Genomic DNA, 18,312 nt, shown 5'->3' on the forward strand with positions numbered 1-18,312 from the left:
GGATGCGGCGATTGCCGCGGGCATGTTGCGCGAGGCGGGGATCGATGCAGTGCCCGCGGCCGATCTTCCTGCCCTGGTGGAGGCGCTTCGCGCCGGAGCCGGCTTTGCGCTCGTCACTGAAGAGACCCTGCGTGGCGCTGATCTCCATCCGCTCGATGCTTTCCTGAAGGAGCAGGAGGAATGGTCCGACTTCCCGTTCATCCTGCTTACCCAGCGCGGGGGCGGACTGGAGCGCAACCCGGCCGCCGTGCGCCTGCTCGAGACGCTCGGCAACGTCACCTTCCTCGAACGACCGTTCCATCCGACCACGCTGATCAGCCTGGCCAAATCGGCGGTCCGGGCGCGGCTGCGTCAATATGAGGCGCGGTCGCGGCTGGCGGAGATCAATGCCCGCGAAGCGCAGTTCCGCGCCTTTGCCCAGGCAATGGCCAACCATGTCTGGACCGCGCCGCCGAACGGCAAGCTCGACTGGTTCAACCAGCAGACGCTCGATTATAGCGGTCTGACGCAAGAGGCGCTTGCGGGGGACGGCTGGGCGACCATCGTCCATGCCGACGACTTGCCGGACGCTGCAGCATTGTGGGCGTCTTCTGTCACTTCGGGCACCGATTACGAAACAGAATTCAGGATTCGCCGTGCCGATGGCGAATATCGCTGGCACCTGGTTCGCGCGTTGCCGATCTGCGCCGATGACGGCAAGATCCTGCGCTGGATCGGTACCAATACCGACATTCACGAACAGAAGCTGTCCGAGGCCGAAAGCCAGCGCGACCGGGACCGGCTGTGGATGCTGTCGCAGGATCTCATGCTGGTGTGCGATTTCGACGGCGTCGTCACTGCGGTGAACCCGTCCGCGATGCGGCTGCTCGGCTGGCGTGAGGAGGAGATGGTTGGCCACAACATCGTCGACTTCCTCCACGCCGACGATGTTGCCACCACCGCGATGCAGTTCGCGGCGCTGTCGGCGGGTGCCACCACCCTGGCCTTCGAGAACCGCTACGCGTGCAAACAGGGCGGCTATCGCCTGCTCGACTGGACGGCGGTGCCGGATGCGGGGCGGGTGCATGCGATCGGCCGCGATATCACCAAGGAACGGAACCTGGCGCGGGACCGGGAGCGGATCTGGAATCTCTCGCCGGTGGTGAAGCTCGTCCTGTCCATCTCCGGTGAGATTCATGCGGTGAACCCGTCCTGGACCAAGGTGCTGGGTTGGAGCGCGGAAGAGACGATCGGCCGCAAGATCACGGATTTCGTCGCGCCCGACGAATTGCCCAAGAGCCAGGCCGCACTGACCGAACTGGCCGCCGGCGCGCCGCTGCTCGAGGTCGAGCGCATCTATATGAACAAGGACGGCAGCCGCCGCCGCCTCGCCTGGATCGCTGTGGCCGATGGCGGCACACTCTACAGCTTCGGCCGCGACGTGACTGCCGAACGCGAAGCGGCGGACGCGCTTGCCAAGACCGAGGCGGCGCTCCGCCAGTCGCAGAAGATGGAAGCGGTGGGTCAGCTCACCGGCGGTATCGCGCATGATTTCAACAATCTGCTGCAGGGCATCACGGGCAGCCTGGAGATCGTCCAGCGCCGCCTCGATGCCGGGCGGCTCGACGGGGTCGATCGTTTTCTCGACGGCGCAGCCAATGCCGCCAATCGCGCCGCCGCGCTCACGCACCGGCTACTGGCTTTCTCCCGGCGCCAGCCGCTCGATCCCCGGCCGGTCGACGTCAATCCGCTGATCGTCTCGATGGAGGATCTGATGCGCCGAACGCTCGGCGAGCAGATCGATCTCGATCTGGTTCTGGTCGACGATCTGTGGCTGACCCTGTGCGACCATAATCAGCTCGAAAACGCGATCCTCAACCTCGTCATCAACGCGCGCGATGCGATGCCTGATGGCGGCCGGCTGACGATCGAGACCTCGAACGCGGATTTCGACCGGACGTCAGCGGCGCGACACCGGGATCAGGAGCCGGGCCAATATGTCTGCATCCGCGTGACCGACACCGGCAGCGGCATGGACGCGGACACCATCGCCCGCGCGTTCGAACCCTTCTTCACCACCAAACCGCTCGGCCAGGGCACCGGTCTGGGCCTGTCGATGATCTATGGTTTCGCCCGCCAGTCGGAGGGTCATGCCACGATCGAGAGCGAGCCGGGTATCGGCACCAGCATCAGCCTGTGCCTGCCCCGCCATGTCGGTGCGATGGCGGTCGATGACCCTGCGCCTGCAAACGAGGATCGCACGGCGCCGGCGGGTACCGAAGAGGTCGTGCTGGTGGTCGAGGACGAGCCGGTCGTGCGGGGGCTGATCGTCGAGGTCCTGACGGAACTTGGCTACCGCGCGATCGAGGCCTGCGACGGACCCGAGGGCCTGGAAAAGCTGCGGGCGCGTGGCCGTATCGACCTGCTCGTCACCGATATCGGCCTGCCAGGGCTCAACGGCCGGCAGATCGCCGATGCCGGCCGGGAGCTACGCCCGAATCTCAAGGTCCTGTACATGACCGGCTATGCGGAGAATGCCGCGCTCGCGCCGGGCTTTCTCCAGCCCGGCACCGCGATCATCACCAAGCCCTTCGCGATCGAAGCACTCGCCGCGCGGGTGCGATCGATTCTCGAGGCACCTATCGGGCAGGAGACGGAAACGATGTTCGACCCAGTGCCCTAGGCGCTGGCGCGCTTCGCCCCGGCGGCACGCGGCTTCGTGGCGCGCGATGCCTGGCGGCGGGCGGGCCGGGCAGGGGGCGTTTCCGCTTTCCTGCGGGCATAGAGCAGCGCGCCGGCGATCGCCGCGACGCCCAGCCCGATCGCAGCCCCTATCATGACGGTGTTGGACGACAGCGCATCGGACAGCGAGAAACGCTCGGCAAAGATATACTGCGCCCTGTCGTCATCCTCCCCATGGTGCGAACTCCTGGTGAAGAAGGCGGGCTCCCGCGTCTCGTCATGGGGCTCGGGGTGCAGCGGATAGGGCGGGACGGCTGAGTCGGGAAGCGGGCGTTGATGCGTCATGACAGGCCTTTTGCGTCGGGCGTGGAACACCCATCAACGCGTCGCGACCGCTCCGGTTGCCCGCCTCATTTGGGCTGGTCGATCCACACGATCCAATATTTCGCCAGCGCCGCCCGCGGCCCGTTGACCGAGGCGAACACCTGCTTCGCGGCGTCACCCTGGCCGCTCAGCGCCAGCGCCGCGCCCATCCGCGTGTTGACGATATTGGCGTCGACGCCACCCTTCGCCAGCGCGACCTTGTACAGCTCGATCGCCGGCGCATAATCGGCATAGCCGAAATAGGCATCGGCCATCGCCAGCGCGACCGTTCCCGTGCCGTTGGGTCCTTTGGCCTGTGTCGCGCCGGCTGGCAAGCTCGCGCGGTCGCTCGCGATCTTGGTCTTGACCACATCGTTGAACTCACGCGCGGTCATGTTGGTCGCCAGCACGATATCGCCGCTCTTCACGCCCTCGGCCAGCACGGCCGAGGCCTCGCCCGGCAGCTTCTGATAGGTGTTCTCGACATAGGACAGATAGTCGCCCTGCCCCTTCATCGCCTTGGCGGCGCGCAGCAGGCGCATCAGGTCGATGACATATTGGGTGTCGATATCGTTCGTGTCGCGAAAGCCGATCAGCGCGTCGCGCCAATGAGTGGCGCTGGGATAGGCGGCGACCCGCGCCCGGCCGGCCCGCTCGACCCCTGAACCCATTTTCGCCTGATAGGCGACACCGAACGCGCGGGCATACCAGTCGTCGGGTACGGGCACGCCGCCGGGCTTTGCGGCGATGGCCTGCTCCAGGACCGTGACGGCTTCGTCCGGTTTCTTCTCGGCGATCTTCGCTTCCATCAGCAGCGCATAGACGTTCGCGTCGCTGGCCCCCGCGGCAATGGCGGCGGTCAGATATTTGTCCGCCTTCGCCATATCCTTGTTGTTATAGGCGATTTGACCTGCGGCCAGGTTGAACGTCACCACATTGGCGGCCGGCAGGAACCCGCTGGCGAGCACCGCCTCGATGCCCTGCGCCTGGATGTTGAGGTCCTTCTGCGCCTTGCCCAGATCGAGCCGGAGCGATCCGATCATGAAGCGGTCGTCATTGCTTTGCGCCAGGCCGTCCGCTTCGGTCAGCTTGGCGGCGGCCGTGGCGAAATCGCCTTTCTTGATCGCTGCCTGCGCGTCGGCCAGCGCCGGCCGGGCCTCCTTGGAAATCTTGGGCGCCGCCGGGGCCGGCGGCTTCTGGGCCATGGCGGCGGCGGGGGCCGCGCCGATCAGGGCAAGACAAAGAACGGACCGTATGGCAACGTATCTCATATCAACCTCTCCTTGATCGTGCCGGCCGTTATCCGCCGTGCCCCGGGAGGTTGTCTGGACCGTTTCGGGCGATTTTTCCAGTAGGCGCCCCTCGCGTCAGGCGATCGGGCACATCCCGCCGCGCATCATCACATTGCCATTCGAGAACCAGCGGCTGGAATCCTGCATGGTGGCGGTGTCGTGGTAACAGGCCTCGCCGCTCTTCGTTGCGGGGTCGAACAGGAAGGCCCAGTTCCGCCCGCTGCAATCCTGCGCTTCGCAACCCGCCGCGGCGACCTTGCCGGCGCGGGCATAGATCGGCTTTTCCGGCCCCCGCGATTCCCGGAAATGCGCCCGGGTCACATTGTCGTGCACCGCTTCCAGCAGCGCCTTGGACACATCCGTACGGTCGAAGAACAGTACGCCGCCGACCGGATCGTTCGGAAATTTCCCGACATAGGCAGTGGCCGGTGTGTCAGGCGTCTGCCCGGGCATCGGCGTCGCGGCGACGTCGCGCGGCGGCACGAAACCGGCGGCATTGGCGGGCGGCATGTCCTTGCTCTCGGCACCGCCGCAGCCGGCGAGCAGGAACAGGGCGACGAAGGCAGGCGCGGTACGGTTGGTCATGACCGGTCAACGCGCCGGCCGCCTCGTCGGGCCCGGGAATTCGTCGTCAGACCGCGCGCACGCCGCCGGCCAGCCAGCGCGCGCAGATCGGACCGAGCTCGGCCACGCTGCGCGTTTCATAATCGATCACGTCGCGCAGGCTCAGCGCGTCGCGCCAGCGGCCATTGGTGCCCTTGTTGATGAAGGTCTCGGCGCCGCCGTCCCAGAACACGCCGCCCAGCGGCGCCGCCTTGCTCGCGTTCGCCTTCATCCAGGGGAAGGAGCAATGCTCGAGCATCAACGGGAAACGCTCGCGGTCGATCTTGATGTCGAGGAACTCGGCAATGCGCCGCATCTCGCCCGCCAGGTCGCGCTTCAGGTCCTCGAAATGAACGAGCATGACATTGGGCTGGTCCTTGATCGCCCACCAGCTCCGCACATTCTCCCAGAACGGCCAGAAGGGATCGCCGTCGCGTTCAAGCCAGTTGCGGAAATAATGGGGCATATCGGGGTCGGCGCTCATGATCGGCGGGCCGACCCGGCCGGGCGTGTCGTTGAGCGCGGCGAACCACGCGGCATTGGCGTTGGCATGGTGGTTGTGCATGCTCCAGATCACGTCGCGGCCATCGCGGGCGACATAGATATATTTGGCCTGGCCGCTGAACACGAGCGCATCGACCGGCAGATGCGTCTTCAGGAAGCGCCGATGCTGCTGGGCCTCGACCGCCTCCAGCTTCACTGCCTTGGGCGGCACCCGCAGGTCCATCCAGGGCGACAGGTCGCAGACGCTCACCTCGGGATCGCCGCCGAAGATCAGCTGGCCGACGATCTGCTGCATCCACGTCGTGCCGGACTTGCCATAGGTCGCGATGACGATGTCGTCGTCGCGGAAGGCGAAGTCGTTCCAGATCGTCGAATCGAAATGATGGTTGTGGAATTCGCGCGTCTTCAGGGGGGCGCGTGGGGCGAGTTGCGTGGCCATGGGTGCTCCGGCAGCGGAAGAAAGTCGCGCCCGGGTGCGGGAAGTGGCGGGTCACGCCAACGTCGTTGCGCTCAAGAATCGACCAAGCGACCAGGGCGCAGATCGTCGCGGGAACGGCGCGTCACCGTTCCCGCGACAGGTTTACCGCGCGGTGTCCCGCAAGGCGACGATCGCCGCTTTCTCCGCAGGGCCAACGGGTTCCCATTTGGCGCCGCGCGCCTCGTCGGTGGTGAAGGGCTGGCCGGGTCGGTAGAGCACGCCGCCGGTATAGACGTCGTGCGGCGCAGTGTAGGTACGGGGCTGTTTCATGGTCATGGCTCCAGTCACGGGTTGGTCTGGTTGCCCGCGGTCACGCCGGCGGTGATCTTGCCGAGCGTCGGCGCGGTGCCGGCGACGGTGTATTTCAGCCGCAGATAGCGCTCGTCGGTGCCGACCGGCAGCTCATCGGGCAGCAGCAGTTTCGCGCCGACGGCCAGGTCCGCCAGCGCATAGGCGGGCGAGGTCCACACGGTCTTGGCCGAGGCGAAGCCGACATTGTCGTCGGTCTCGATGCCGATGGTCAGCGAGGTCAGGTTGTTGAAGCTCTCGACCACGCTCGCGCGGATCGAGACTTCCTTGCCCTTGCCGACATCGCGGGTGAGGGCGGCCGCGGCGCCGAACACGGTGCCAGTCGCACCGAGGTCGATGATATTGGTCGAGGCTGCCGTGGCGGTCACCGCCTGGGCGTTCGAGAACAGGGTGGTTGCGTCGAAGATCATGTGTTTTCTCCTGGGATATCGGAATCTTTGCGAAGGGAATTGGCCGCAAGGGCGGTCCACTCCCTTCCGTCGCCCCGGACTTGTTCCGGGGTCCACCGTCCCGCACATGCTCTGGCCGGAGATTTCGCGGATCGGTGGATGCCGGAACAAGTCCGGCATGACGGGTTGAGATGGGCGCGCCTAGCTGACCACGCTTTCCGCATTGATCAGCGCGTCGGTCTCGCGGATCGGCATGCCGCGGTACGACAGCACCTCCTCGCCCTGCAGCTCCATCGGCTTGAGCATCAGCGCGCCGTTCGAGGCGTTGGTGCCGGCCGCGTCGAGCGCCTGCAGCATGTCGCGGTTCATGTAGATGACGGTGCGGCCCTGCGCCGCGACGTTCGCCGCCATCTTGGCCGCGCGCCGGCCCTGCAGCTTGTAACAGGCCTGACGCATGAAACCGTAGAGATCGACCGAGCCCGCCTGCACGTTCGACACGTCGATGTTCGCGATGCGCGCATTGTAGCGCCAGTCGCGCACCGCCACGCCGATATGCTGGCGGAACAGCTCCTCCTTCACATAATAGATGTTGCCGTTGCCGTCGGAGGTGCGCTGCTCGCCCTTGTCCTCGCGCGTCACGCCGGCCTTGGTGCCCTTGGGATGGATCAGCGTCGTGTAATCGTCGCCCCAGGTGACGAACCAGATCGAGGTATTGTCCGAGCCGACACCGCCGGCATTGATGATCTGGCCGCCCGCGCCGCTGCCGCCAAGCGCCGAATACCGCGCGGCGAGGCCCTTGAACCGCTCCGGGGTGGTCGTGGTGTTGTGGTAGAAGAAGCCGCGCGACACCTCCTGCGCCATCGCCTCGAGATAGGCGCGGCCTTCCGACAGGCGCACGCCGCCGGGGTTGTCGGAGATTTCCAGCAACCGCGTGTCGACGGTCGACAGACCCTCGACGAAGCCGGTGGTGTCGTCGACCTGCTGCGTGGTCGACTTGGACTGGGGGATGCCCTGGTAGAGCCGCCCCCAGGTCACGTCGGGCAGGCCGGTGCGGATGGTGTGGCGGTGGACGGTGCCCATGTTGCAGGGCGCGGTCACCGCGTCCTCCATGATCGGATTGAGCTGCCGCAGCACCTCCACCACTTCGCCGAGCTGGCCGTCGGCGCCGCCGGCGCCCTTGTAGAGATCGATCAGGTTGAGGAATGAATTGCCGATGGTCGCCATGTCTTATCGTCCTTTGGGTGTGTCTTCGGGGTAGAGCGTCTCCGCCCTGTCTCGCTTCGAATGATGGATGCCCGACGAGCGTTCGAAGCCGTCCTCGCCGATGGCCTTGCCGACCCGCTGGAAGGCGCGGATCATCTCGGGGTGGTTGCCGAGGCCACTCTCGTCGAGCAGCGTGCGGAACGCGCTGCCCTTGCCGAAGCCGAGCGCGTCGAGCGCCCTGGCCGCGGTGCCGATGGTCGTCGCCCATTGCTGGCCGCCGATCTCCGGATCGTTCCGCGCGCTGTCGAGCCACGCTTTCCGCTCGGCCTGGACCTGGCCGAGGAACTGGCGCTGGTGCCGGTCGAGCAGCCCCTGGGCGAACTGCCCCGCGACCGGCATCAGCTTGTTGGCCTGTTCGTTGGACAGGCCGAGCTCGCGGAATACCGGCGTCGCCAGTTCCACCGCGACGGGGTCGAGGGTCAGACCCTCGGGCACGGTGAGTTGATAGTGATCGGGGATCCCGGCATCGGCTTCGGGCGGTTCGCCCTCATCGTCTTCCGGAAGGTCCTCCGCGCCGTCGGCGACATCGTCGCCCAGGGCCGAGGGTTCGAAATCGTCGAAGCCTTCGTCCGCCTCAGGCGTCGTCGTCTCCGAGTTCTGCGTATATATTTCGTCGTTCAAGGACATTCTCCTTGCGCCCGGAATGCGCCAGTTCGTGCAAGGTTTGAATCAAGGTGGCCGCGGGGATTCCGTCAGGCAGGGCCACGGGCTGCGCCGAGTCGAAATCGCGCAGGATTTCGAGCGCGAGGCTGCGCCGGCCTTCGAGATAAAGATGGCGGCCATCGGCGACATTGGCGGTCGTCTCGAACACGCCTGCGCGCTGCACCAGTGACAGCAGGAAGCGCCGAAACGGGGCGCTTTCGAGCAGGATGAGCTTGTCGGTCTTTTCGATCATGGGAGGCTACCTTCTTTCCCTCTCCCAGCGGGAGAGGGAGGGGCCCAAGCGAAGCTTGGGAGGGTGAGGGTGAACGGCGAGCGATGCGCTATCATCACCCTCATCCGGCGCTATCGCGCCACCTTCTCCCGATGGGAGAAGGGAAGAACGGCGCTACTGCCCGAGGCCAGGCCCAGGCCCAGCCGGCCCGCCCTGCGCGCCCGCCATCTGCCCAAGCATCTGCATCGCCGCCGCGCCGTCCTTGGCCGGCCCGGCCATCGCCGCCACCTTGGCCATCTGCGCTTCCTGCGCGCGTCCCTCACGCAGCTTGCCGGCATCGTCGACCGACCGGATGATCCTGGGCGGCGCCCCGGCGCGATCGGCATAATCGTCGACGATCGCATCGACATCCAGCCGGTCCGCCGCCTCGGGGAAGCGCCCCGCGAGATTGCCCACGAACGCGACCGTCCGCTCGATCTGGCCAAGCCCGACCATCCGCTGCATCTGCGCCAGGATCGACACGAAATCGACCTTGACCGGCTGCCCCTGGAGATGCTCCGGCGCCGGCGGCAACATCCCCTTGCGCGCCATGATCCCGAACGTCCGGTCGATCGCCACCTCGAGTTTCTCGTTGTTGACGCGCTCGATCACCGGGCCGAGCTGAGTCAGCTTCTCCTCGTTGCGGCTGGCGATCTCCTCGACATTGCGCGGCTGGATGCCGTCCATGTTGGTGATCGCCATGAACAGGTCGGCATAGGTCAGCCGGTCGACCGCTTCGGCGCAGCGGCCGACATCTTCCATGATCGCGCCGATCGCCGCCGGGTTGATCGTGTAGGGCACGATCACCCCCGCTGCGTCGACCGCGCTCGCCGACACCACATTGCCCGCCTTGCCCGTCAGCTTCACTGTCGCCGGCACGATCTTCTCGGGACTGATCAGGAACTCGGTCGCCTTGGTCTTGCGCCTGGTCTGCGTCTGCAGCTCGCGCATGTCGGGCAGAGCGTCGAAGCCGGGTGAGGTGCCATAGGTGTCGCCCCCGGTCGTGTCCCAGCGCGGCGCCCAGAAGGGCTGTTCCTCATAGCCGGAGACGCGCAGCAGCCGGTCGGCGCGCCCGTCATTCTCGTCCCAATAGACTGACCGCCACGGCTTGCCCCGCGCGGTCATCACGCCGGATACCCGGTCGTCGTTCGGCTCGATCGCATGGATCACCGGGATCTGCTCGTCGTACCGGCCATTGGCGTAGCAGTTGCGCACGAAGTCGCTGGCATGCTCCAGGCCGAAGGACTGGACGAGCTGATGCACCGACATGGAGCAGCGACGGTACAGCGTGTCCGGCACCATCGCATCGGACAGCGCCGTCCAGTATTCGCCCGCGGTCAGCGCGTGGCACACGGCACCCTCGCGGTCATGCTCGACCATCACGCAGGCATCGGTGCCGAACAGCCCCATCTCCGCGTACCCGGCCTTCACCGCGCCGTAGAAATTGGTGTTGGCGAGGAAGGCATATATGCGCTGCTCGACCTCGCTCAGCCAGGTCTTCACCGCGCCGTCCCCGGCCAGGTCCGCCTCGAACGGCGTCAACCGGAACCAGGGCCGCGACGGCGAGGAAAGCCCGCTCGTCATGCCCCCGGTCAGGGTGCGGAAGCTCAGGATCGGATGCGAATTATAGATGCCGGGATTGCCCCGCCGGAAATTGCGGCTGTTCTCGGAGAAGAGGAAGCGCGAGCGGGAAGGCTGCGCATATCCCGCGATCTCGGCCCATTCGGCTTCATAGGGCTGACGCGCCGCTTTCAGCGCGGAAAGGCGGCGGTTGCAACGCTCCTTGAGGGAGGTGCGGGGGAGCGAGGGGGGCGCCATCAGCCGCCCAATACCGTCGTGGTCGCCGGCCCGGATCCCTGGCCGAGGACACCTTGAAAGATCGACGCCATCATCGCGCGTCGTCGGCGGACATCATCCTCGACGCGCGGCGCGGTGGCGCCGCCATCGGGCAGCTTGAGCGCCTGACGCTCGGGAATGACTTGCGGCTTGGGGGGCTTTGGCGTGCACATGCAGTGCGGAATAGGGCAGGCGGGGCAAGGTTTGAATCGACGCCGACCCGTCGCGCGACTCAGCGAATGTCGAGCCGAAGCGTCTCCGCGATGCTGCGCACGAATCCGGGTTTCACATCGGCGTCTGCGGCATATTCCCCCCAGCGCGAGACGACTCCGGTCACCTCGTCCACCATGGTCTCCACCCGGCGCCGGGAAAGGTCGGCCGCCAGTCCGCCGGTAATGAGGTCGGCAAGCGTGAAGCCGTCGCGCTTGCCGGCAAGCGACATCTGATGCTGCGACGTCCAGTCGCCGCCGGGATTGTACGAATAGGAAATGTCGAAGGCGGGCGAGAGGCCCCACGCGCCCTGCCGATCCATGAGAAAGGCGATATTCTTGACGTGATCGTCCTGGTTGCGGGCGACGATGTTGAACACCGCTCGGCGGAATTGCTGGGTGACCTGGCTTTGCGGCAGGCCAAGCTCGCGCATCACGACGAATGCCTGCTCATAGCTGTTGGCGCGCGGATCGTTGAAATCGAGATGAGCGATCGCGGCCAGGGATTGCATGTGAAGCTTGTCGCCATCGTCGAGCCGGTCGAAGCGGCGAGTCATGAAGTGGCGCCGTCCGCCCTCCTCGAACAGGCGGCATTCGGCCATATCGACCCCCGCATCGGCTGCCATCTTCGAATAGGCATATTCGATCGCGCCGAAGCCCTTCGGGTCGGCAAGCTCATGGTCCTTGTTGTTCTCCACCCCGTCGAATTTGATGAGCCAATATTGGAAGCCCTCCGGCGCCGTCACCTGACCGGAGCGGACCTGGTTGGTGACAGGGTTCCAGGCGATGATCGCCTTGGCGCGCGCACCGCCCGCCGAGGTCCCGACGCGCAGGATCTCGCGCAGCACCTCCGCCTTGTCCTCGCCGGCGAACGTGACGTTCAGGTCGGATCGATGGGTCAGCACTTCGGACGCAAGCTTGACGAGGGCGTCGATCTCGACCTTCTCGGTTCTCGGCGACGCCGGCCCCTGGGACGGCCTGAACTCGAGCGCACCCATGCCCCGGGAGCCGGTATAGCATAGCCGTTCGACCGCATTGAAATCGCCGGGGAGGCGCCCCTGGGTCGCCAGCCAGGCATCGATCAGCGCATTGCCATATTTGTCGGGCAGCGAATCCGCGAGCAGCCCCGGCAGTCCGTGGAAACTCTCGGGCGGCAGGGAGGGGAAGCGATAGACCCGCCGGCCGAGGGGCATGGTGATGGGCGAGAGTTCGATGCCGCTCGGCATGAATTCCGGATCATATTCGAAGCTGGTGAAACGCTCGTTTGCCGGGAGCGTCACCGCGCCGATGCGCGTGCCCCACAGCCAGACCTCGGCGGTGGTCATTTCTTGTCGCCCCACACCCAATGCCGTCCCTTGGGGTGGCCCTGGATCTTGCGCGTATAGGCGCGCTGGCGGAGGCCCGATTTCGCGTTGACCAGCTGGAGCGGACGAACGCCGGCGTCGGGGATGAGCTGGTCGAGATTCTCGGACAGCTTCAGTGCGCGGAGGATCCGGAGCAGCTTGTCGACCTGGATGGAGGTCCCGGCCTCGAGGCGCTCGATCGTGCGCGCCGAGACGCCCGATGCTTCGGCCAGCTGGGACTGGGTCAGATTCATGCCCACCCGCTGCTGCTGGGTACGGTGGCCCAGTTCCTCGAGCATCGTTGCTTCGGGCATGGTGGCCGTGATCTTCATCTCGCCATATATGGCGAGTAATATATTAAAATCAACCATAATTCGCCAAGTTTGGCGAATTGTAGGAAAAGCAGCAGAGTCACATATCTCGCCAAATCTGGCGATTCATATCCAGATCATAAGCATAAATCGTCAGATTTGGCGAGTTTCAATCAAATACAGGATATTCCCTGCCCACAGGCATGCGGCTATGCCGGTACCAAACGCGGCAATGCGCTCTCGTTGGCTGATATGGGGCTTGGCCTGGGAAAGGCGTTGAAAGGGCGCGCCGTCGCGGCGCGCCCCGTTCGCAATCAGCTTACATCTTCACCCGCGCCGTCACGCCGAAGGTGCGGGGGTTGCCCGGATAGCCCTGGATGATCCCGGTCGATTTCGTATAGCCGAGCAGGTTGATGTAATAGGTCTTGTCGAACAAATTCTCGACCCAGAATTGCAGGTCGAGCTTGTCATCCATCAACAGCGCGCCGACGCGCACGCTGGCGAGCGCATAGCCCTTGATCTCCGCCGCCGGATCGAGCGTGATCGTCGTGTTCTGCTTCGAGCGCCAGTTCACATCGACCAGGCCATAGAGCTTCGCGTCGTTGGTGATCGCCCTGGTATAGTCCGCCGTGAAATCGGCGGTCCATGTCGGTGCCCAGGCCACCTGCCGGCCGGTCAGGTCGCAGGTCAGCGCGGTCGACTGGCCCGGGCAGACCGAATTGTGGAACGACGAATAATAGGCGTCGTCATAGGCGATGAAGCCCTTGGTGTGGAAACCCTCGAACAGCCAGGTCTGCGCCTCGACCTCGACACCCTTCGACGTCAGCGAACCGACATTGGCGAGGAACTTCAGCGCGGTATTGCCGACGCCGACCGCCTGGTTCGCCTGATAGTCGCGGACCTTGGTGTGGAAGGCGGTGACGTTCAGCAGGATCTTGCGGTCGAAGAACTCGCTCTTGAAGCCGATCTCGAAATTGTCGGCGGTCTCGCCCTTTACCGTCTGCGCGGCGCCCAGCGCGATCGCCGAGGCGACGCCCGAATCCGGGTTGGTCGAATTGTACGGCAGCAGGTTGAAACCCGCCGATTTGTTGCCGCGCGCATATTTGCCGTAGACGAAGAAGGTCGGCGTGACCTTGTAATTGACGCCCACTTCGCCCGACAGCGAGCTGTCGGTCAGGCTGGTGTCGACATGGCCCAACTGCGCGTTCGCGCCGCTCGGCGAGAGCGCGTTGAGCTGCGCGGTGGTGAGCCCGCCCGGGTTGGAGGCGACCACGCCGTCATAGAGCTGCGATCGGTCCTCCCAGGTCTGGCGCAGGCCGACATCGATCGACAAATTGCGTGCGGCATCGGGGTGCCAGGTGACGTTGCCGAACAGCGCGTTGGTGTCGGTGTGGAACACCGCCTGGCTGCGGAAGCCGGCGCCGGTCAGCTTCGCGGCATAGGCGCCCTGCGCCCAGGTCTTGCCGTTCAGGGTCGGGAACTGGGTCGCCGAGGGGTTGGCCGCCCAGATGTGATATTGCGTGCCGAAACGGACGCGCGAATCCACCTGCAGCCGCTGCCGGCTGAGGAAGCCGCCCACGGTCGCTTCGATCGGCCGGTCCTTCGGGCTCGACCAGCGCAGCTCCTGCGAGAATTGATGCTCCTTGTTGCACGAACCGTAATCGGCCAGCGCGTCGAGCTGGGTATAGTCATTGTCGTTGTTGGTGAAGCACGACCATGCCTCATAGGCCGTGATCGAGGTCAGGTCGCCAAGGCCGCCGAGACCCAGGTTGATCTCGCCGCTGGCGGAATCCAGCTTGGTCTGCGCGTTGAGCGGGCTGTCGATGTTGATCAGCCGGTCCTTCGCGTTGCTGGTCAGCAGCGTATAGCCCGCTGCCGTCATGCGCGCCTGAAGCGCTGCCGGGTTGTACACCGACAGGATCACCGGCGAGATGGTCGGGAAGGATTGCCGGCCATGCGTGCCGATCAGCCGGATCGTCAGATTGTCGGTCGGGGTCGCCAGCAACTGGCCGCGGATGCCCCAGCCCTGCCGGGCATTCTGGTCGTTGCCGTTGAAGATGTTGTGATAAGTACCGTCGCGATCGCTGTAGAAACCCGACAGGCGGATCGCGAGCTTGTCGGCGATCAGCGGGCCGGTGACGCTCGCCTTGAATTCATGGAAATTGAAATTGCCGACGGTCGCCTCGGCAGTGGCGCCGAGATCGAAGCTCGGCTTCAGCGTGTTGATGATCACCGCGCCGGCGGTGGTGTTCTTGCCGAACAGCGTGCCCTGCGGTCCGCGCAGCAGCTCGACATCGGCGATGTCGTTGAAGTCGCTCGACACCATGCCCTGGCGGCCGGTGTAGACGCCGTCGACGAAAATGCCGACCGACCCGTCGATACCATCGGTGTTGAAGCCGTTATTGCCGATGCCGCGAATGCCCAGGTTGAGCTGCTTCGGATTGGTCAGATAGACGGAGAAGGACGGGAATTTGGTCTGGAAATTGGTGAAGTTGACCAGGTTCTGCCGGGTCAGCTCGGCCGCGCCGATCACGGTGATGGGGATCGGCACCTGCTGCGCATTTTCGGATTTCTTGCGCGCGACGACGGTGATGTCCTGCTGCTGCTCGGCATCTGTGGTGTCGTCCGCAGCGCTTGCCGCCGGAGTCTCGGCGGGGGCAGGGGGCGTGGTTTCGGCCCGCGCCATCGCTGCGAGCGACAAGAGGCTGGCAGACAGCATCAAGTATCCGCCGTTCTTCGCGAACGAGCGTCCAGTAAATGTCGAGCGCATGAATTCAGTCCCCCAATAATATGAATAGCGCGCAGGCATGACTCTTCGCCCCGCAAAGGCGAGGTCGGCGTTTTTCGAGTCTCCGATTATCGTTATCGTTCTGGTACGCTTGCGCTGAAGCGCCGGTAGGGGGGATTCATGTACCTATTGTGACAAGATGTTGCCCGGAAAAATTATGTCGTCATGCTATGGAGGCCGGGCTTGCCGGGCTCGAGCGCAAAGCGGGCGATGTCGGCGATGGCCGAATCTTCCTTCAGCGCATCGGCCAGGCCCCGGAAGGTGACCTCGCCGCCGGATGGCCTCAGGTCGACCCGGCCATAACCGCGCACTTCACTCTCGGCGAAGCCAAGGCCGTTGGCGCCGGCGAGTTGCTTCAGGCTCGGGTCGTGCAGCAGCGAGGTGATCGATCCGCCGACGAACTCGGCAGCGATCGGCGGGCCGTCGGGCCTGGCCGGATCGCTGATCGCGCCGGCGGCAAAGGCATGGATGTCGCCGCCCAGTGCCAGCGGATTGCTGGTGCCCGCCTCGACCCAGCGCCGGAAGATCCGGTCGCGCGCCGCGGGAAAGCCCGACCAGGTATCGGCTGAATATTGCCTGCCGCGCTCGGGATGGTCCTCGTCGATCCGCAACTGCTGGTGCATCAGCGTCTGCTGGGCCAGGATATTCCACCGCGCCCGGGTCGATCCCAGCCGTTCGTCCAGCCAGCGTTCCTGCCGCGCACCCAGCATGGATCGGCGGGGATCGCCCAGGTCCGGGCACGCGTCGATCATGCTCTGGTATTTCCGGTGCGCCTCGGCCAGGCCGGGCGGCTGGCAGGCGGGCAGCCCGCGATATTGCCGGTCGTCGAGGATCTGGAACTGGGCGAGCCCACCCCAGTCGAGCGTCCGGTAAAGCTGCATGTCCGCCCCGTGCGGGCGAGTCGCGGCGCGCAGCGGCTGATGCTCGTAATAGGCCTGATAGGCGGCGGCACGGCGGAGCAGCATTTTGGCCGGATCGCCGTTCTTCTCGTCGCGCGCATTGCCGTAATCGTTGGAGACTTCGTGATCGTCCCAGGTCAGCGCCCAGGGCGCGGCCTGGTGTGCCGCCTGAAGCAACGGATCGAGCTTGTAGGTGGCGTAGCGCACCCGGTAGCCGGCCAGGTCGACCGGCTCGGCATTGCGGTGCAGCCGCACCGCGTTCTTCGAACCGGGATCGCCTTCATAGATATAGTCGCCCAGGAACAGGATCAGGTCCGGGTCCTCGGCGACCATATGGCGATAGGCGGCGTAGAAACCCGCTTCGTATTTCTGGCAGGAGCTGAAGCAGACGCGCAGCCGCTCCACCGCCGCGCCGGGTGCGGGCGCGGTACGCGTGCGGCCGACCGGACTCTTCTCGCCGCCCGCGATGAAGCGGTAGAAATAACGCGATGCGGGCCGCAGGCCGGTCACGTCGACATGCACCGCATGGCCCCAGAGCGGCTCGGCGCGGGCCGTGCCCGACCGCACGATGCGCGCAAAACCTTCGTCCTCGGCCACCTCCCAGCGGACCGGCACCGCGACCGGCGGCATCCCGCCATCGCCCGCCATCGGCGTCGGTGCCAGCCGGGTCCAGAGCACGACCCCATCGGCGGCGGGGTCGCCTGAGGCGATGCCGAGCGTGAACAGCCCCTGCGGCAGGCGCTGCGCCCCGCGCGCACCGACCGATAGGAGCGCGGCCGATCCGCCCGCGGCGGCAAGAACCGTGCGGCGGGTGAGGGTGATGTCGTTCCTGATCATGCCCGGCCTATCGGACCCCCATGTTGCGACGCTGTGACAGTTCATGGCCAGATGACCGGAGCGTCGCCGGGCGCCCAGGGTTTCAGTCGTATCATCGCTCGCTCGAACAGCGGCGAGGCGATGTGCTGCGCCAGCCAACGCTGTACCTGCGGTATCGCCTGCGCGTCGAACCATGGCCGGTCGACAGAGGCGAATTGCCGCACGAACGGGAAGATCGCGATATCGGCAAGCGACCGTGCCTCGCGGCGGAGGTTTCCGTCGGGAGCCAGCCGTGCCTCCAGCTCGCTCAGCATCGCGAGTCCGGCGAGGCGATGCTCGATCGGGTCCGCGCCGTGCCGGTCGGCATATTTGTAGCGGTCGAGATGATGCTTGAACTGGTCGTCGAAGATAGCGATCAGCGCAGCATCGTCCCCGGCCAGCCAGTCCTCCGGGTCGTTCCGCCCAAGTGCCCAGCGCATGATATCGATGCTCTCGTCGATCACCTGCCCGTCGGCCAGGACAAGCACCGGCACCGTCGCCTTGGGCGACGCAGCGATCATCTCCGCCGGCTTGTCGCGCAGCACGATCTCGCGGATCTCGAACGACACACCGCTCACCAGCAACGCCATGCGCGCCCGCATCGCATAAGGGCATCGGCGAAAGCTGTAGAGGATCATGCGTGCAGCCGGGCGAGTGCGATCCCGGCCAGATTCTGTGACCGTTTGATGTGCCGGACGCGCGGCGCTGCCGGGGCGAGAGCCAGGAAAGCCTCGAGATGCAGCGCATGCGCGCCATGACATCTCGCATCGCCATTGGCCTGATTTACCACCGCGAGGGAATCGCCGAGGAACTGCGGATCGATCAAGCCAAGCTCCCGAGCGAGGTCCGCCGCGTGGATCAGCGCAAGCCACTCCGCCTCCATGCCCGTCCCCGGCCCGAGATCGCGCTCGATATGCGCCTTGCCGCCGATCACGACCGCGGTCTCCATGCCGGCCGGGCGGCACCCGCCATCGAAGAAGATTTTGACGCGCGATGACATGGTCTCGGCTTAGCCGGGAACGTGCCGCCGGGAACAGCGCCGATCAGATCGTAGGCCAGAAACCGGAAGGAAGTCCGTCGTCAGGATTTCAGTCGCTCGTGGGCTTCGAACACATCCACGGGATTAAAGACCCGCTCCCCTGCGATGATCCACGCGCCCTTTCCGTGGTAGCCGTCCGCAGTCGAAGCGTATCCGACTGCCTCGCGGAAAGTGGGCCATGACTGGGGATTTTCCTCCGGTGGCGAGTTAACCCACGACCACTCGAAATCGTCCTCATCGAGATTATCGCCGGGGAA

General features: G+C 65.5%; 18 protein-coding genes. 1 reads left to right on the forward strand and 17 read right to left on the reverse strand.

What is annotated here, in order from left to right; genetic code table 11:
* The first annotated feature begins 22 nt into the window (after window positions 1-22).
* On the forward strand, window positions 23-2,662 hold the full coding sequence (locus AC1RT8_RS06090; protein ID WP_493075561.1) for a PAS domain S-box protein: 2,640 nt from the start codon (window positions 23-25) through the stop codon (window positions 2,660-2,662).
* Here the strand turns inward: AC1RT8_RS06090 and AC1RT8_RS06095 are convergent.
* The 17 genes from AC1RT8_RS06095 to AC1RT8_RS06175 all read right to left on the reverse strand — a co-directional run bounded on the left by AC1RT8_RS06095 (window position 2,659) and on the right by AC1RT8_RS06175 (window position 18,016).
* Window positions 2,659-3,006 carry a hypothetical protein gene (locus tag AC1RT8_RS06095; RefSeq protein WP_493074699.1) on the reverse strand — a complete coding sequence of 116 codons (348 nt, stop codon included), beginning with the start codon at window positions 3,004-3,006 and terminating at the stop codon, window positions 2,659-2,661. The two genes, AC1RT8_RS06090 and AC1RT8_RS06095, sit on opposite strands and share 4 nt — an antisense overlap.
* A 65-nt stretch (window positions 3,007-3,071) precedes the next feature.
* Entirely contained in the window at window positions 3,072-4,295 is a 1,224-nt protein-coding gene (locus AC1RT8_RS06100; RefSeq protein WP_493074700.1) for a hypothetical protein, read from the reverse strand.
* A 96-nt stretch (window positions 4,296-4,391) separates the two neighbouring features.
* Entirely contained in the window at window positions 4,392-4,901 is a 510-nt protein-coding gene (locus tag AC1RT8_RS06105; protein ID WP_493074701.1) for a hypothetical protein, read from the reverse strand.
* Window positions 4,902-4,947: 46 nt separating this feature from the next.
* Complete coding sequence (locus AC1RT8_RS06110) at window positions 4,948-5,862, reverse strand: sulfotransferase domain-containing protein (protein WP_493074702.1); 915 nt, start codon at window positions 5,860-5,862, stop codon at window positions 4,948-4,950.
* Window positions 5,863-6,003: 141 nt separating this feature from the next.
* Window positions 6,004-6,171 (reverse strand): hypothetical protein, encoded by a 168-nt coding sequence (locus tag AC1RT8_RS06115; RefSeq protein ID WP_493074703.1) that lies wholly within the window; start codon window positions 6,169-6,171, stop codon window positions 6,004-6,006.
* A gap of 14 nt (window positions 6,172-6,185) precedes the next feature.
* A complete protein-coding gene (locus AC1RT8_RS06120) occupies window positions 6,186-6,620 on the reverse strand; it encodes a Bbp16 family capsid cement protein (protein ID WP_493074704.1) in 435 nt (144 codons plus the stop codon).
* 180 nt (window positions 6,621-6,800) lie between these two features.
* Window positions 6,801-7,823 carry a major capsid protein gene (locus tag AC1RT8_RS06125; RefSeq protein ID WP_493074705.1) on the reverse strand — a complete coding sequence of 341 codons (1,023 nt, stop codon included), beginning with the start codon at window positions 7,821-7,823 and terminating at the stop codon, window positions 6,801-6,803.
* Between the two features lie 3 nt (window positions 7,824-7,826).
* Window positions 7,827-8,483 carry a hypothetical protein gene (locus tag AC1RT8_RS06130; protein WP_493074706.1) on the reverse strand — a complete coding sequence of 219 codons (657 nt, stop codon included), beginning with the start codon at window positions 8,481-8,483 and terminating at the stop codon, window positions 7,827-7,829.
* Window positions 8,437-8,757: a Bbp19 family protein gene (locus AC1RT8_RS06135; RefSeq protein WP_493074707.1), complete on the reverse strand. Its 321-nt coding sequence runs from the start codon at window positions 8,755-8,757 to the stop codon at window positions 8,437-8,439. Before AC1RT8_RS06135 ends, AC1RT8_RS06130 begins: the two co-directional genes overlap by 47 nt.
* A gap of 153 nt (window positions 8,758-8,910) precedes the next feature.
* Window positions 8,911-10,593 (reverse strand): portal protein, encoded by a 1,683-nt coding sequence (locus AC1RT8_RS06140; protein WP_493074708.1) that lies wholly within the window; start codon window positions 10,591-10,593, stop codon window positions 8,911-8,913.
* The gene (locus tag AC1RT8_RS06145) at window positions 10,593-10,784 is read right to left on the reverse strand and encodes a hypothetical protein (RefSeq protein WP_493074709.1); all 192 of its coding nucleotides are present in this window, start codon (window positions 10,782-10,784) and stop codon (window positions 10,593-10,595) included. The genes AC1RT8_RS06140 and AC1RT8_RS06145 overlap by 1 nt, the downstream gene beginning before the upstream one ends.
* A 59-nt stretch (window positions 10,785-10,843) precedes the next feature.
* A complete protein-coding gene (locus AC1RT8_RS06150; RefSeq protein WP_493074710.1) occupies window positions 10,844-12,145 on the reverse strand; it encodes a type II toxin-antitoxin system HipA family toxin in 1,302 nt (433 codons plus the stop codon).
* Entirely contained in the window at window positions 12,142-12,495 is a 354-nt protein-coding gene (locus AC1RT8_RS06155) for a helix-turn-helix domain-containing protein (protein WP_493074711.1), read from the reverse strand. The genes AC1RT8_RS06150 and AC1RT8_RS06155 overlap by 4 nt, the downstream gene beginning before the upstream one ends.
* Before the next feature lie 298 nt (window positions 12,496-12,793).
* Entirely contained in the window at window positions 12,794-15,193 is a 2,400-nt protein-coding gene (locus tag AC1RT8_RS06160; protein WP_493074712.1) for a TonB-dependent receptor, read from the reverse strand.
* Window positions 15,194-15,417: 224 nt separating this feature from the next.
* Window positions 15,418-16,998, reverse strand: coding sequence for an alkaline phosphatase D family protein (locus AC1RT8_RS06165; protein ID WP_493074713.1), 1,581 nt, complete (start codon window positions 16,996-16,998; stop codon window positions 15,418-15,420).
* 41 nt (window positions 16,999-17,039) lie between these two features.
* The gene (locus tag AC1RT8_RS06170) at window positions 17,040-17,654 is read right to left on the reverse strand and encodes a glutathione S-transferase (protein ID WP_493074714.1); all 615 of its coding nucleotides are present in this window, start codon (window positions 17,652-17,654) and stop codon (window positions 17,040-17,042) included.
* Complete coding sequence (locus AC1RT8_RS06175) at window positions 17,651-18,016, reverse strand: reverse transcriptase-like protein (RefSeq protein ID WP_493074715.1); 366 nt, start codon at window positions 18,014-18,016, stop codon at window positions 17,651-17,653. The genes AC1RT8_RS06170 and AC1RT8_RS06175 overlap by 4 nt, the downstream gene beginning before the upstream one ends.
* Window positions 18,017-18,312: the final 296 nt, after the last annotated feature.

It is taken from the genome of Sphingomonas sp. GW821-FHT10F11, assembly GCF_058809095.1.

Excerpts from the sequence above, each read along its gene's own strand:
- AC1RT8_RS06090 (WP_493075561.1), top strand. The coding sequence starts at position 23 with ATGTTGCGCGAGGCGGGGATCGATGCAGTGCCCGCGGCCGATCTTCCT.
- AC1RT8_RS06095 (WP_493074699.1), bottom strand. The coding sequence starts at position 3,006 with ATGACGCATCAACGCCCGCTTCCCGACTCAGCCGTCCCGCCCTATCCG.
- AC1RT8_RS06100 (WP_493074700.1), bottom strand. The coding sequence starts at position 4,295 with ATGAGATACGTTGCCATACGGTCCGTTCTTTGTCTTGCCCTGATCGGC.
- AC1RT8_RS06105 (WP_493074701.1), bottom strand. The coding sequence starts at position 4,901 with ATGACCAACCGTACCGCGCCTGCCTTCGTCGCCCTGTTCCTGCTCGCC.
- AC1RT8_RS06110 (WP_493074702.1), bottom strand. The coding sequence starts at position 5,862 with ATGGCCACGCAACTCGCCCCACGCGCCCCCCTGAAGACGCGCGAATTC.
- AC1RT8_RS06115 (WP_493074703.1), bottom strand. The coding sequence starts at position 6,171 with ATGAAACAGCCCCGTACCTACACTGCGCCGCACGACGTCTATACCGGC.
- AC1RT8_RS06120 (WP_493074704.1), bottom strand. The coding sequence starts at position 6,620 with ATGATCTTCGACGCAACCACCCTGTTCTCGAACGCCCAGGCGGTGACC.
- AC1RT8_RS06125 (WP_493074705.1), bottom strand. The coding sequence starts at position 7,823 with ATGGCGACCATCGGCAATTCATTCCTCAACCTGATCGATCTCTACAAG.
- AC1RT8_RS06135 (WP_493074707.1), bottom strand. The coding sequence starts at position 8,757 with ATGATCGAAAAGACCGACAAGCTCATCCTGCTCGAAAGCGCCCCGTTT.
- AC1RT8_RS06140 (WP_493074708.1), bottom strand. The coding sequence starts at position 10,593 with ATGGCGCCCCCCTCGCTCCCCCGCACCTCCCTCAAGGAGCGTTGCAAC.
- AC1RT8_RS06145 (WP_493074709.1), bottom strand. The coding sequence starts at position 10,784 with ATGTGCACGCCAAAGCCCCCCAAGCCGCAAGTCATTCCCGAGCGTCAG.
- AC1RT8_RS06150 (WP_493074710.1), bottom strand. The coding sequence starts at position 12,145 with ATGACCACCGCCGAGGTCTGGCTGTGGGGCACGCGCATCGGCGCGGTG.
- AC1RT8_RS06155 (WP_493074711.1), bottom strand. The coding sequence starts at position 12,495 with ATGAAGATCACGGCCACCATGCCCGAAGCAACGATGCTCGAGGAACTG.
- AC1RT8_RS06160 (WP_493074712.1), bottom strand. The coding sequence starts at position 15,193 with ATGCTGTCTGCCAGCCTCTTGTCGCTCGCAGCGATGGCGCGGGCCGAA.
- AC1RT8_RS06165 (WP_493074713.1), bottom strand. The coding sequence starts at position 16,998 with ATGATCAGGAACGACATCACCCTCACCCGCCGCACGGTTCTTGCCGCC.
- AC1RT8_RS06170 (WP_493074714.1), bottom strand. The coding sequence starts at position 17,654 with ATGATCCTCTACAGCTTTCGCCGATGCCCTTATGCGATGCGGGCGCGC.
- AC1RT8_RS06175 (WP_493074715.1), bottom strand. The coding sequence starts at position 18,016 with ATGTCATCGCGCGTCAAAATCTTCTTCGATGGCGGGTGCCGCCCGGCC.